At 62.7% G+C, this 13,918-nt stretch carries 11 protein-coding genes; 8 read left to right on the top strand and 3 right to left on the bottom strand.

The window, feature by feature from the left end:
* Window position 1: 1 nt before the first annotated feature.
* Together PMM47T1_RS01235 and PMM47T1_RS29635 are read right to left on the bottom strand one after the other, a co-directional pair.
* On the bottom strand, window positions 2–1,378 hold the full coding sequence (locus PMM47T1_RS01235; RefSeq protein ID WP_008365006.1) for an L-serine ammonia-lyase: 1,377 nt from the start codon (window positions 1,376–1,378) through the stop codon (window positions 2–4).
* Complete coding sequence (locus PMM47T1_RS29635) at window positions 1,359–1,520, bottom strand: hypothetical protein (protein ID WP_157212932.1); 162 nt, start codon at window positions 1,518–1,520, stop codon at window positions 1,359–1,361. Before PMM47T1_RS29635 ends, PMM47T1_RS01235 begins: the two co-directional genes overlap by 20 nt.
* Window positions 1,521–1,825: 305 nt before the next feature.
* Between PMM47T1_RS29635 and PMM47T1_RS01230 the strand changes: the two genes are divergently transcribed.
* The 3 genes from PMM47T1_RS01230 (at window position 1,826) to choV (ending at window position 4,863) form a co-directional block, all read left to right on the top strand.
* Complete coding sequence (locus PMM47T1_RS01230) at window positions 1,826–2,773, top strand: choline ABC transporter substrate-binding protein (RefSeq protein ID WP_008365005.1); 948 nt, start codon at window positions 1,826–1,828, stop codon at window positions 2,771–2,773.
* Between the two features lie 69 nt (window positions 2,774–2,842).
* Window positions 2,843–3,688 (top strand): choline ABC transporter permease subunit, encoded by an 846-nt coding sequence (gene choW, locus PMM47T1_RS01225; RefSeq protein WP_008365004.1) that lies wholly within the window; start codon window positions 2,843–2,845, stop codon window positions 3,686–3,688.
* Complete coding sequence (gene choV / locus PMM47T1_RS01220) at window positions 3,685–4,863, top strand: choline ABC transporter ATP-binding protein (RefSeq protein WP_008365003.1); 1,179 nt, start codon at window positions 3,685–3,687, stop codon at window positions 4,861–4,863. The genes choW and choV overlap by 4 nt, the downstream gene beginning before the upstream one ends.
* Window positions 4,864–4,953: 90 nt before the next feature.
* On the opposite strand, the gene PMM47T1_RS01215 is transcribed toward choV, so the two are convergent.
* Window positions 4,954–6,513: a BCCT family transporter gene (locus tag PMM47T1_RS01215; RefSeq protein ID WP_177323353.1), complete on the bottom strand. Its 1,560-nt coding sequence runs from the start codon at window positions 6,511–6,513 to the stop codon at window positions 4,954–4,956.
* 334 nt (window positions 6,514–6,847) lie between these two features.
* On the opposite strand from PMM47T1_RS01215, the gene betI reads away from it, so the two are divergent.
* The 5 genes from betI (at window position 6,848) to dbpA (ending at window position 13,866) form a co-directional block, all read left to right on the top strand.
* Complete coding sequence (gene betI / locus PMM47T1_RS01210) at window positions 6,848–7,441, top strand: transcriptional regulator BetI (protein ID WP_008365001.1); 594 nt, start codon at window positions 6,848–6,850, stop codon at window positions 7,439–7,441.
* A gap of 55 nt (window positions 7,442–7,496) precedes the next feature.
* Entirely contained in the window at window positions 7,497–8,969 is a 1,473-nt protein-coding gene (gene betB, locus PMM47T1_RS01205; protein ID WP_008365000.1) for a betaine-aldehyde dehydrogenase, read from the top strand.
* 160 nt (window positions 8,970–9,129) lie between these two features.
* The gene (betA, locus tag PMM47T1_RS01200) at window positions 9,130–10,821 is read left to right on the top strand and encodes a choline dehydrogenase (protein ID WP_008364999.1); all 1,692 of its coding nucleotides are present in this window, start codon (window positions 9,130–9,132) and stop codon (window positions 10,819–10,821) included.
* A 180-nt stretch (window positions 10,822–11,001) separates the two neighbouring features.
* The gene (gene mdtD / locus PMM47T1_RS01195; protein ID WP_008364998.1) at window positions 11,002–12,423 is read left to right on the top strand and encodes a multidrug transporter subunit MdtD; all 1,422 of its coding nucleotides are present in this window, start codon (window positions 11,002–11,004) and stop codon (window positions 12,421–12,423) included.
* A 105-nt stretch (window positions 12,424–12,528) separates the two neighbouring features.
* Window positions 12,529–13,866, top strand: a complete 1,338-nt coding sequence (gene dbpA / locus PMM47T1_RS01190; RefSeq protein WP_238536593.1) for an ATP-dependent RNA helicase DbpA — start codon at window positions 12,529–12,531, stop codon at window positions 13,864–13,866.
* Window positions 13,867–13,918: the final 52 nt, after the last annotated feature.

The raw sequence follows: 13,918 nt of genomic DNA, 5'->3' as shown, positions 1-13,918 counted from the left end.
TTCAGCACTCGATAGCGCTTACCGCAAGGCCACCGCGCGAGGTTTCCTTGTACTTGTCGTGCATGTCGGCGCCGGTGTCGCGCATGGTGCGGATCACCCGATCCAGCGAGATAAAATGCTGGCCATCGCCGCGCAGCGCCATCTGCGCGGCATTGATGGCCTTCACCGCGGCAATGGCATTGCGCTCGATGCAGGGCACCTGCACCAACCCGCCCACCGGGTCGCAGGTCAGGCCCAGGTTATGTTCCAGGCCGATCTCGGCCGCGTTTTCCAGTTGTGCCGGGGTAGCGCCGAGGATTTCGGCCAGTCCCGCTGCCGCCATGGCACACGCCGAGCCCACCTCCCCTTGGCAGCCCACTTCGGCGCCCGAGATCGATGCATTCTTTTTGCAAAGAATGCCGATGGCTGCTGCCGCCAGCAGGTAATCGACCACGTTGGCCTCGCTGACCTCGTCACTGAACTTCATGTAGTAATGCAGTACGGCCGGGATAATGCCCGCCGCGCCGTTGGTCGGCGCCGTGACCATGCGCCCACCCGCAGCATTTTCCTCGTTTACGGCCAGGGCGAACAAGTTCACCCACTCCATGGCACTCAGGGTGGAGCCGATGACGTTGGGCTTGTTCAGCTCCTGCAGGCTGCGGTGCAGGCGCGCCGCGCGGCGCCGTACGTTAAGCCCGCCAGGCAGAATGCCTTCGTGTTTCAGGCCCTGTTCCACGCAGTCCTGCATGGCTCGCCAAAGCGTCATCAGGCCGGCGCGAATCTCCACTTCGCTGCGCCAGACTTTTTCGTTGGCCATCATCAATTGCGACACGCGCAGGTCGTTTTGCTCGCACAGCTCCAGCAGCTCCACGGCCGTGTCGAAATCGTAGGGCAACACAGTGGTGTCGGCATCCAGCACGCCACTGGCCGCCTGGGCCGAATCAACCACGAAACCGCCGCCCACCGAGTAGTAGGTGTCGCGATGCAGCTCACCCTGGGCGCCTTCGGCGATCAGGGTCATGGCGTTGGGGTGATAGGGCAGGTTCTCCTCCAGCAGCAGCATGTCGCGCTGCCACACGAACGGGATGGGTCGCTCGTTGGCCAATCTCAGCGTGTTGGTTTCGCGCAGGGTGGCAATGTGCAGAGCGATGGTGTTGGGGTCCACCGCGTCCGGCCATTCACCCATCAGGCCCATGATCACAGCATTGTCGCTGCCGTGGCCCACACCGGTGGCCGACAGCGAGCCATAAAGGCGCACTTCCACGCGTGTCACCTGCTGCAGTTCGCCGCGTTCGCACAGGCCCTGCACGAACAAAGCGGCAGCGCGCATAGGCCCCACCGTATGTGAACTGGACGGCCCGATGCCGATCTTGAACAGGTCAAACACACTGATAGCCATTGCCGCGCACCTCCTGAATTAGGCAGACCGGGCCGCCGCTGCGGCCCTTGGCGCAACTGCTACGCTTGAGCCGCGTGCGCCGGATTGCCACCATCATCAGCCTTCCGGCCAGCGACGCGCCGTCTGCAACCGACTTGCCCATGCCCAGCAGCGCCTAAGCCCGGGTAACGGCGTTTTCAGCCCGTTCGGCGATGAAAAACCGCGCTTGCAAGGCTCGAAAAATCTGTAAGCGACGTCATCGGCACTGGAAGCGACTCTCTATGTACTGGTTACGACCCCCCCTGTAGGCGAGGGTTTTTCACTGGTCCATGATCAGTCTCGACTCGATTGCAAGGCACCCGGCCAACGCTGTCTGTTTGCAGCGTTGCCTGCCACCCCAACCGCGACCAGAAAGCGGGTCAGCCTGAGCAGGCCGCCCGAGAAGAAAACATCCAGGAGCGCAACCCCATGAAAGGTTCACCATCGTTGTTGTTGGCCGCCATGTTGAGTCTGCCGATGCTGGCCCACGCAGCAGAACCGGCCCAGTGCGACACCGTCAATTTCTCCGACGTCGGCTGGACCGACATCACCGTCACCACCGCCGTCACCAGCGCAGTACTGCAGTCGCTGGGCTACAAGACCAACACCACCATGATTTCGGTGCCGGTGACCTACAAGTCACTGGCCGACGGCAAGAACATGGACGTGTTCCTGGGCAACTGGATGCCCACCATGGAAAACGACATCAAGCCTTACCGTGATGCCGGCACCGTGGAAACCGTGCGCGCCAACCTGGAAAACGCCAAGTACACCCTGGCCGTGCCCCAGGAACTTTATGACAAGGGCCTGCACGACTTTGCTGACATCGCCAAATTCAAGAAGGAACTGGATGGCAAAATCTACGGCATCGAACCGGGCAACGACGGCAACCGCCTGATCCAAAGCATGATCGACAAGAACGCCTTCGGCCTGAAAGACGCCGGCTTCAAGGTGGTGGAGTCGAGCGAGGCCGGCATGCTCAGCCAGGTTGACCGCGCCCAGCGCCGTAACACCGCCGTGGTGTTCCTGGGCTGGGAACCGCACCCGATGAACACGCGCTTCAAGATCAAGTACCTGACCGGTGGCGATGACTACTTCGGCCCCAACTTCGGCCAGGCCACCATCTACACCAACGTGCGCAAGGGCTACACCCAGGAATGCAGCAACGTGGGCCAGTTGCTGAAGAACCTGTCGTTCACCCTGCCGATGGAAAGCTCGCTGATGGGCAACGTCCTCGACGACAAGATGAAGCCGGATGTCGCTGCCAAGGCGTGGATCAAGAAAAACCCGCAGGTGCTCGACACCTGGCTGGCGGGCGTAACCACCGTGGACGGAAAACCAGGCCTGGAGGCCGCCAAGGCAAAACTGACGCAGTAACCGCAGAACTTGCGGCGGGTACGCCCGCCGCAAGCCGTCCTTTCAACTTGCATGCGGACGTTCAATACCATGCTGACTGATCATAAAATCCCGCTGGGCCAATACATCGCCAGCTTCGTTGACTGGTTGACGCGACATGGCGCCAGCACCTTCGATGCCATCTCCTCTACCCTTGAAGGGATGATCCATGGCCTCACGTTTGGCCTGACCTGGTTCAATCCGCTGGCGTTGATCTTCCTGATTGCTGCGCTGGCGCATTTCATCCAGCGAAAATGGGGGCTGACCGCCTTCGTGGTGCTGTCATTCCTGTTGATCCTGAACCTGGGGTACTGGCAGGAGACCATGGAAACCCTGGCCCAGGTGCTGTTCGCCACCCTGGTGTGCGTGGCCATCGGCGTGCCGCTGGGCATCGTCGCGGCGCACAAGCCCATGTTCTACACCATGATGCGCCCCGTGCTCGACCTGATGCAGACCGTACCGACCTTCGTGTACCTGATCCCAACCCTGACTCTGTTCGGCCTGGGCGTAGTACCCGGGCTGATTTCCACGGTGGTGTTCGCCATTGCCGCACCCATCCGCCTGACTTACCTGGGCATCCGCGACGTGCCCCACGAGCTACTCGACGCCGGCAAGGCCTTCGGATGCTCGCGTCGCCAACTGCTGTCGCGAATCGAACTGCCCCATGCCATGCCGAGCATTGCCGCCGGCATTACCCAGTGCATCATGCTGTCGCTGTCGATGGTGGTCATCGCCGCGCTGGTGGGTGCCGACGGCTTGGGCAAACCCGTGGTCAACGCACTGAACACCGCCGATATCGCCCTGGGCTTCGAAGCGGGCCTGGCCATCGTGCTGCTGGCAATCATGCTCGACCGTATCTGCAAACAACCCGATGCAAAAACAGGGGGTGACGCATGAGCATAATCCGCTTCGACAAGGTGGACGTCGTCTTCACCAACAAGCCCAAGGAAGCGTTGAGCCTGCTGGACCAGGGCCTGTCACGGGACCAGATCCTGAAAAAGACCGGCCAAGTGGTAGGCGTGGAAAAAGCCAGCCTGGACATCAACAAGGGCGAGATCTGCGTGTTGATGGGCCTGTCGGGCTCGGGCAAGTCCAGCCTGCTACGCTGCATCAACGGCCTGAATACGGTGAGCCGCGGCAACCTGTTCATCGAGCACGAAGGCTCGCAGATCGACATTGCCAACTGCACCCCCGCCGAACTGAAACTGATGCGCACCAAGCGCATCGCCATGGTTTTCCAGAAATTCGCCCTGATGCCTTGGCTGACGGTGCGCGAGAACATCAGCTTTGGCCTGGAAATGCAGGGCCGTCCGGAAAAGGAACGGCGCAAGCTGGTGGACGAAAAGCTGGAGCTGGTGGGCCTGACCCAGTGGCGCAACAAGAAGCCCGACGAACTGTCCGGCGGCATGCAGCAGCGCGTGGGCCTGGCTCGCGCCCTGGCCATGGACGCCGACATTCTGCTGATGGACGAACCCTTCTCCGCCCTCGACCCGCTGATCCGCCAGGGCCTGCAGGACGAGTTGCTGGCGTTGCAGAACAAACTGAGCAAGACCATCGTGTTCGTCAGCCATGACCTGGACGAGGCGCTCAAGCTGGGCAGCCGCATCGCGATCATGAAAGACGGCAAGATCATCCAGTACAGCAAACCTGAAGAAATTGTGCTGAACCCGGCCGACGACTATGTGCGTACCTTCGTCGCCCACACCAACCCGCTCAACGTGCTGTGCGGCCGCAGCCTGATGCGCACGCTGGAGAACTGCAAGCGCATCAACGGCTCGGTGTGCCTGGACCCGGGCGGCGATTCATGGATAGACCTGGCAGAAGGCAACACCATCAAGGGTGCGCGCCAGGGCGCGGGCGTGCTGGACCTGCAGAACTGGGTACCTGGCCAGGCCGTGGAAGGCCTGGGCCGCCAGCCGACGCTGGTGGGCGCCGACATCGGCATGCGTGACGCGCTGCAGATCCGCTACCACACCGGCAACAAACTGGTGCTGCACGACAACAACCGTGTGGTGGGGATCCTTGGCGACAGCGAGCTGTACCACGCGCTGCTGGGTAAAAACCTGGGGTAAAGCCCTGTCCAGCCAACTATTGGAAAAGACAAGGGTGGGAGCGGGCTCTGCCCGCTCCCACCGTAAGCAGTGCCATGCCGCCCGGATGGATCAGCGGCGGATGTACTCGCGGCCGCCCAGGGCCAGCAACTCGGCCTGCATCTGTTCCAGGCGGTCTTCTTCGACTTTGGCGTCCTGCTTCATGGCCTTGACCAGGCCCCACATGAACAGCAGCAGTACCACCGAGAACGGCAGGCCAGCCAGCACCACCATGGTCTGCATGGCTTCGAAGTTGCCTGCGAACAGCAGGCCGATGGTCACCAGGGTGATGATCGCCGACCAGAGGATACGCAACCAGTGAGGGGCATCTTCATCCACGTCACCACCTTTGCACGACAGGTTGGCCATCATCACCGCGCCGGAATCCGCCGGGGTGAGGAACAGCACGAAGCCGACAAAGATGGCCACGCCGATGACGATCTTCGACGCCGGGTAGTGGTCCAGCAACTGGTACATGGCCATGGACGGCTGTTCCAGCGCCGTCTTGCCCAACTCCACCGCATGCTGGTTCATCACCAGGTCCAGGGCGGTATTGCCGAACACCGACAGCCACGCCAGGGTAAAGCCCAGGGGGATCAGCAACACGCCGAAAATCAGTTCACGCACCGTGCGGCCACGGGAAATACGCGCGATGAACATGCCCACGAATGGCGCCCAGGAAATCCACCACGCCCAGTAGAACAGGGTCCACAGGCCCAGCCAGCGCTCGGACTTGGCCGTGTCGCCGGTGTACACGTACAGGTCGAAGGTTTTCAGCACCACGCCGTTCAGGTAGTCACCGATGTTCTGAATGAAGCCGTTGAGCAGGTGCAGGGTGTCGCCGGCCAGCAGCACGAACAGCAACAGACCGCTGAACAGCAGAATGTTGAGATTGGACAGCCGGCGAATGCCGTTTTCCACGCCCGACACGGCGGCGATGGTCGCCACCGTGCTCATTACCAGAATCACGATCAGCAGGTTGGTGTTGTTGTGCTCCATGCCGAACAGGTGCTCAAGGCCCGACGACACCTGCATGGCGCCGATGCCCAGGTTGGTCACCAGGCCCAACAGCGTCACGAACATGCCAAAGCCGTCCACGGCATCGCCGGCCAGGCCCTTGACCCAGCGCTGGCCCACCAGCGGGTACAGCGCCGAGCGCAGCGCCAGTGGCTGGTTATGCCGATAGGCGAAATAGGCCACCGCCAACCCCACCAGCGCATAAATGGCCCAGCCATGCAGGCCCCAGTGCAGGAACGTCAGTTGCACGGCCTGACGAGCGGCAGCGTTGCTGGCCGAAACGCCCTCCGGTGGATTGAAAAAGTGGTCCAGCGGCTCGGATGCGCCGAAATACAGCAGCGAAATACCGATGCCCGAAGAGAACAGCATGCCCGCCCAGGCGCCGTAGCTGAAGTCGGGGGTATCGTCCTTGGTGCCCAGTTTGAGTTTGCCGAACGAGGTGAACGCCAGGCCTACCACGAACACCAGGTAGGCACCGATGACCAGCATGTAGTACCAGCCAAAACTCCTGGACAACCAATCCTGGGCCTGGCCCAGCAAATGCCCGGCCTGTTGGGGGGCGGCGATGAGCACCGCAGTCAGCAGCAGTATCAATATCGTCGACGCGTAAAACACGACGGGGTTGAGCCGAACCCTTTCGGTGGGGTTCTTGATCAGGGAGGCAGAACTCATGGCACAGATGCTCCAGGCAGTGCGAGAGAAAGACACACAAAGACTCATTCCTTAGGCGAATGCTGCAATGCCCACACGCCAAGGAGTGATATAAAGCACCTCGATTTTTTTCGGGGTGCCATTTGTGCCACTCGGACGCCCGCAAAGCATGTCAATGGCACAAATTGTCGCAGAGCTTATTCTTTGTTGATTGAACGTTCAATCAAAACAAAATAGACTGGTCTTCGCCGAGACGGGCGGCTTGCTGTCCGTCGCAAGGCCAAAGGAGAAGTGTTCAATGCCCAAGGTCGGTATGCAGCCTATCCGCCGCCAGCAGTTGATCGAAGCCACCCTGCTTGCGGTCGACCAGGTCGGCATGGCAGATGCCAGCATTGCGCTGATCGCCCGCCTGGCGGGTGTGTCGAATGGAATCATCAGTCACTACTTTCAGGACAAGAACGGCCTGATCGCAGCGACCATGCGCTACCTGATGAATGCCCTGATCGACAACGTCAGGGCGCGGCGCCAGGTGCTGGGGGACGAAAGCCCCCGCGCCCACCTGCAGGTGATCATCGAGGGCAACTTCGACGCCAGCCAGGTCAACGGCCCGGCAATGAAAACCTGGCTGGCCTTTTGGGCCGCCAGCATGCACCAGCCGTCTTTGCACCGGTTGCAGCGGATCAACGATCACCGCCTGTATTCCAACCTGTGCTGCCAGTTCCGCCGCGTATTGCCGCAGGAACAGGCACGTAGCGCCGCCCGCGGGCTGGCCGCTCTGATTGACGGGCTGTGGTTGCGCGGCGCGCTTTCGGGCGACGCCTTTGACACTGACCAGGCGCAGCAAATCGCCTACGAATACATGGATCAGCAATTGGCAAAGCAGGTGATGTAGCGTTTCACGCGCTCGCATCTGCTCAGCTACCCAGACAAGCACTTGCGAGGACACTATGGCCCGTTTCGAACTGCAAAAACTCTACATTGATGGCGGTTACGTGGACGCATCCAGCGATGCCACCTTCGACGCCATCAACCCGGCCAACGGGGAAGTCCTTGCCAACGTGCAACGGGCTACCGAAGCCGACGTCGAGCGCGCCGTGGTCAGCGCCGAAAAGGGCCAGAAAGTCTGGGCCGCCATGACCGCCATGGAGCGCTCGCGCATCCTGCGCCGTGCCGTGGATATCCTGCGTGAGCGCAACGACGAACTGGCAGCCCTGGAAACCCTGGACACCGGCAAGGCCTATTCGGAAACCCGCTACGTGGACATCGTCACCGGTGCCGACGTGCTGGAATACTACGCAGGCCTGGTGCCGGCCATCGAAGGCGAGCAGATCCCACTGCGCGACACTTCGTTCGTCTACACCCGCCGCGAGCCGCTGGGTGTGACCGTGGGCATCGGCGCCTGGAACTACCCGATCCAGATCGCCCTGTGGAAATCGGCCCCGGCCCTGGCCGCCGGCAACGCCATGATCTTCAAGCCCAGTGAAGTCACCTCGCTGACCACCCTGAAACTGGCCGAGATCTACACCGAGGCCGGTCTGCCGGCAGGCGTGTTCAACGTGTTGACCGGCAGCGGCCGCGAAGTGGGCACCTGGCTGACCGAGCACCCGCGCATCGAGAAAATCTCCTTCACCGGCGGCACCGACACCGGCAAGAAGGTCATGGCCAGCGCTTCGAGCAGCTCGCTGAAGGAAGTGACCATGGAACTGGGCGGCAAGAGCCCGCTGATCATTTTCGACGACGCCGACCTTGATCGCGCCGCCGACATCGCCATGATGGCCAACTTCTACAGCTCGGGCCAGGTGTGCACCAACGGCACCCGCGTGTTCGTGCCCAACGCCCTGAAGGCTGCGTTCGAAGCCAAGATCGCCGAGCGCGTGCAGCGCATCCGCGTTGGCGACCCGGAAGACGAAAACACCAACTTCGGCCCGCTGGTGAGCTTCGCCCACATGGAAAGCGTGCTGGGCTACATCGCCAAGGGCAAGGAAGAAGGCGCCCGCGTACTGTGCGGCGGCCAGCGCCTGACCGAGGGCGAGTTCGCTCAGGGCGCCTACGTGGCCCCTACGGTGTTCACCGACTGCCGCGATGACATGACCATCGTGCGTGAAGAGATCTTCGGCCCGGTGATGGCCATCCTCGGCTACGACACCGAGGAAGAAGTGATCCGCCGTGCCAACGACACCGACTTCGGCCTGGCCGCCGGTATCGTCACCCAGAACCTGACCCGCGCTCACCGCGTGATTCATCAGCTGGAAGCCGGTATCTGCTGGATCAACGCCTGGGGCGAGTCCGACGCCAAAATGCCGGTGGGCGGCTACAAGCAGTCCGGCGTGGGCCGCGAGAACGGCATCAGCTCGCTGAACCAGTACACCCGGATCAAATCGATCCAGGTCGAACTGGGCGACTACGCCTCGGTGTTCTAAGAGCCGGCCCTCATTCCCCCTGCGGGACTGGGCTCTTTGTGGGAGCGGGCTCTGCCCGCGAATGGATCGCCTCCGACCTTTTCGCGGGCAGAGCCCGCTCCCACAGGCATCAGCATCCCACAGGCATTTGCCCACCCTACGACTTTGACAGGGAGCAGAAATGTCCAAAGAATTCGACTACATCATCATAGGGGCCGGCTCGGCCGGTAACACCCTGGCTACCCGCCTCACCGAAGACAAAGGCGTCACCGTCCTGCTGCTGGAAGCCGGCGGCCCCGACTATCGCGCCGACTTCCGCACCCAGATGCCCGCCGCCCTGGCGTTCCCGCTGCAAGGCCGCCGCTACAACTGGGCCTATGAAACCGATCCAGAACCGCACATGGACAACCGTCGCATGGAATGCGGCCGCGGCAAGGGCCTGGGCGGCTCGTCGCTGATCAACGGCATGTGCTACATCCGCGGCAACGCCATGGACTACGACGGCTGGGCCAAGCTGCCAGGCCTTGAAGACTGGACCTACCTGGACTGCCTGCCGTATTTTCGCAAGGCGGAAACCCGTGACATCGGCCCCAACGACTACCACGGTGGCGAAGGCCCGGTCAGCGTCACCACACCAAAAGCCGGCAACAACCCGCTGTTCCACGCCATGGTCGAGGCCGGCGTGCAGGCCGGTTACCCGCGCACCGAGGACCTCAACGGTTATCAGCAGGAAGGCTTCGGCCCCATGGACCGCACCGTGACGCCCAAAGGCCGTCGCGCCAGCACCGCCCGTGGCTATCTGGATACCGCCAAGCAGCGTGATACGCTGACCATCGTCACCCACGCCCTGACCGACCGCATCCTGTTCGACGGCAAGCGCGCTGTGGGCGTGTCGTACCTGGTGGGCGAGAGCAGCACCGCGGTCGAAGCCCGCGCCAGGAAAGAAGTGCTGCTGTGCAGCGGCGCCATTGCCTCGCCGCAGATTCTGCAACGCTCCGGCGTAGGCCCCAAAGATCTGCTCAAGCGTTTGGACATTCCCGTGGTGCACGACCTGCCTGGCGTCGGCCAGAACCTGCAGGACCACCTGGAAATGTACCTGCAGTACGCCTGCACCAAGCCGGTATCGCTGTATCCCTCGCTGCTGTGGTGGAACCAGCCGGCCATTGGCGCCGAGTGGATGTTCAACGGCACCGGCATCGGCGCCAGCAACCAGTTCGAGGCCGGCGGCTTTATCCGCACGCGCCCGGAATTCGAATGGCCGAACATTCAGTACCACTTCCTGCCGGTGGCCATTAACTACAACGGCAGCAACGGCGTGAAAGAGCACGGTTTCCAGGCTCACGTAGGGTCCATGCGCTCGCCGAGCCGTGGTCGCGTGCAGCTGAAATCGAAGAACCCGCGCGAATACCCGAGCATCCTCTTCAACTACATGGCCACCGAGCAGGACTGGCAGGAATTCCGCGACGGCATCCGCCTGACCCGGGAAATCATGCAACAGCCGGCGCTGGACGAATTCCGCGGCCGCGAGATCAGCCCGGGCATCGACGTGCAGAGCGACGAGGAGCTGGACAAGTTCGTGCGCGAACACGCCGAAACCGCGTTCCACCCGTCGTGTTCATGCAAGATGGGCAATGACGACATGGCCGTGGTCGACGCCCAGGGCCGCGTGCATGGCCTGCAAGCCTTGCGCGTGGTGGATGCCTCGATCATGCCGATCATCACCACCGGCAACCTCAACGCGCCAACGATCATGATGGCCGAGAAAATCGCTGACAAAATCCGCGGCCGCCAACCGTTGCCGCGTAGCACGGCTGATTACTATGTAGCGGGGGATGCGCCGGTGCGTAAAGCACCTATGCGCGCAGTGCAGTAACCGCGTCGCGGCCTTCGCGGGCAGAGCCCGCTCCCACACAGGTATGCCATGCCAAGGTATTCCTATGTGGGAGCGGGCTCTGCCCGCGAAAAGGACGACGCCGATCTCAATCCTTGCGACAAATCACCACACCCGCCTAAGCTAGACGCATTTCACCCCTGCCAAACCATAAGGGATGTCATGCCCACCCTTCTAGACCCCCGCACCGCCAAGCTACTGCCCTGGGTAGTGGCCATCGCTTTTTTCATGCAGTCCCTGGACGGCACTATCCTCAACACCGCCCTGCCCGCCATGGCCCGCGACCTGGCCGAAGACCCGCTGCGCATGCAGTCGGTGGTCATTGCCTACATGCTGACGGTGGCGTTGCTGATTCCGGCGTCCGGCTGGATCGCCGACCGTTTCGGCACCAAGCGCGTGTTCTTCAGTGCCATCGCCCTGTTCAGCATCGGCTCGCTGGCCTGTGCGCTGTCCGGCAGCCTGACCGTGCTGGTGTGCTCCAGGGTGCTGCAAGGCCTGGGCGGCGCGTTGATGCTGCCCGTGGGGCGCCTGGTGGTGCTGCGGGCCTACCCGCGATCCGACCTGGTGCGCATCCTCGGCTTCGTCACCATTCCTGGCCTGCTGGGCCCGCTGCTGGGCCCCACCCTGGGCGGCTGGATGGTGGAGTACCTGAGCTGGCACTGGATATTTCTGATCAACCTGCCCGTCGGGGCCCTGGGTTGCTGGGCGGTGTGGACCATTGTGCCGGACCTGCGCGGCAGCAGTCGCACGCACTTCGATACCCAGGGCTTTCTGATGTTTGGCGCCGCCATGGTGCTGATCACCATTGCCATGGAAGGCCTGGGCGAACTGCACCTGCCGCACCTGCGGGTGATGCTGCTGTTGTTCGGCGGCATGGCCTGCCTGGCGGCGTATTGGGTACGTGCCGCCCACGATGACGAACCGCTGTTTTCACCCACCCTGTTTCGCACCCGCACCTTCGCGGTGGGCATCCTGGGCAACCTGTTCGCCCGACTGGGCAGCGGCGCCCTGCCCTTTCTGGTGCCATTGCTGCTGCAGGTTGCGCTGGGCTACTCGCCGGCCGAGGCCGGCATGAGCATGATCCCGCTGGCAGCCTCGGCGATGCTGGCCAAGTCCGTGGCCCGGCCGTTGATCGAACGCTTTGGCTACCGCATCGTACTGACCGCAAACACCTTGGCCCTGGGCATCATGCTGGCGAGCATGGGCCTGGTGACGCCGCACACGCCCTACATCGTGCTGCTGATTCAACTGGGCGTCATGGGCGCCATCAACTCCTTGCAGTTCACGGCCATGAACACCGTGACCCTGATTGACCTGGACGACGCCAACGCCAGCAGCGGCAACAGCCTGCTGTCGGTGGTTGCCCAGCTGTCGCTCAGCCTCGGAGTGGCGTGTGCGGGCGCGTTGCTGGGCGGGTTCAGCACCGAGGCCAACACCGATGTGCTGGAAGCCTTCCAACTGACCTTCCTGACCATCGGCATCATGGCCATGCTGGCGGCTGCCATCTTCGTCCAGCTGTCCAACAGCGACGGTAAAAAGGACAGCAGCAACGCTGTTCGTCCGGAACCGGAGATAGAGGCTTAGGGCCAAAGGCCATGGGGCTGGTACACTGCGCGACATTTTGTTTTGCAGGCCAGTCCCGTGACCACCATCGCCACCGCTTTTAATACTTTGCCTTTGTCCGCCGCCATGCTGGCCAACCTGGAATCCCTCGGGTATGCCCAGATGACGCCGATTCAGGCGCAAAGCTTGCCGGTGATCCTCAAGGGCATGGACCTGATTGCCCAGGCCAAGACCGGCAGCGGCAAGACCGCCGCCTTCGGCATCGGCCTGCTGAACCCGATCAACCCGCGCTACTTCGGTTGCCAGGCCCTGATCATGTGCCCGACCCGCGAGCTGGCCGACCAGGTGGCCAAGGAAATCCGTCGCCTGGCCCGCGCCGAAGACAACATCAAGGTGCTGACCCTGTGCGGCGGCGTGTCCTTCGGCCCGCAGATCGCCTCGCTGGAACACGGCGCGCACATCATCGTTGGCACCCCGGGGCGCATCCAGCAGCACCTGCGCAAGGGCTCGCTGGTACTGGACGGTCTCAACACCCTAGTGCTCGACGAAGCCGACCGCATGCTGGACATGGGCTTCTACGATTCCATCGAAGACATCATCGAGCAGACCCCGGCTCGCCGCCAGACCCTGCTGTTCTCCGCCACTTACCCGGTGGGCATCAAGCAGTTGGCCTCCAAGTTCATGCGCGACCCGCAGACCGTCAAGGCCGAGTCCATGCACGCCGACAGCCAGATCGAGCAGCGTTTTTACGAGATCAGCCCGGAAGAGCGCCTGAGCGCGGTGACCAAGGCCCTGGGCCATTTCCGCCCGCAGTCCTGCGTGGCGTTCTGCTACACCAAGCAGCAGTGCCAGGAAGTGGTCGACCACCTGACCGCCAAGGGCATCAGCGCCGTGGCGCTCAATGGTGACCTTGAGCAGCGCGACCGTGACCAGGTGCTGGCCATGTTCGCCAACCGCAGCACCTCGGTGCTGGTGGCCACCGACGTCGCCGCCCGCGGCCTGGACATCGATGCCCTGGATATGGTGATCAACGTCGAACTGGCGCGTGATTCGGAAATCCACATTCACCGCGTGGGCCGTACCGGCCGTGCTGGCGAGAATGGCCTGGCGATAAGCTTCGTGGCCCCGGCCGAAGCGCAGCGCGCCCAGGCCATCGAGCAACTGCAGAAGTCGCCGCTCAACTGGCAACCGCTGGACAGCCTGACCGCCCAGGCGGGCGGCCCGTTGCTGCCGGCCATGGCTACCCTGTGCATTGCTGCCGGCCGCAAAGACAAGGTTCGCCCAGGCGACATCCTTGGCGCGCTGACCGGCGATGCCGGCATCCCAGGTGCCCAAGTGGGCAAGATCGCGATTTTCGACTTCCAGGCCTACGTGGCCGTGGAGCGCGGCATCGCCAACCAGGCCCTGCAACGCCTGAACAACGGCAAGATCAAGGGCCGCTCGCTGCGCGTGCGTATCCTCTGATTCAACGGCAACACCGTCTGTGGGAGCGAGCTCTGCCCGCTCCCACATTGAA

It is taken from the genome of Pseudomonas sp. M47T1 (assembly GCF_000263855.1).
Taxonomy (GTDB): Bacteria; Pseudomonadota; Gammaproteobacteria; order Pseudomonadales; family Pseudomonadaceae; genus Aquipseudomonas.
This window is presented reverse-complemented; position numbering and strand designations above follow the sequence as displayed.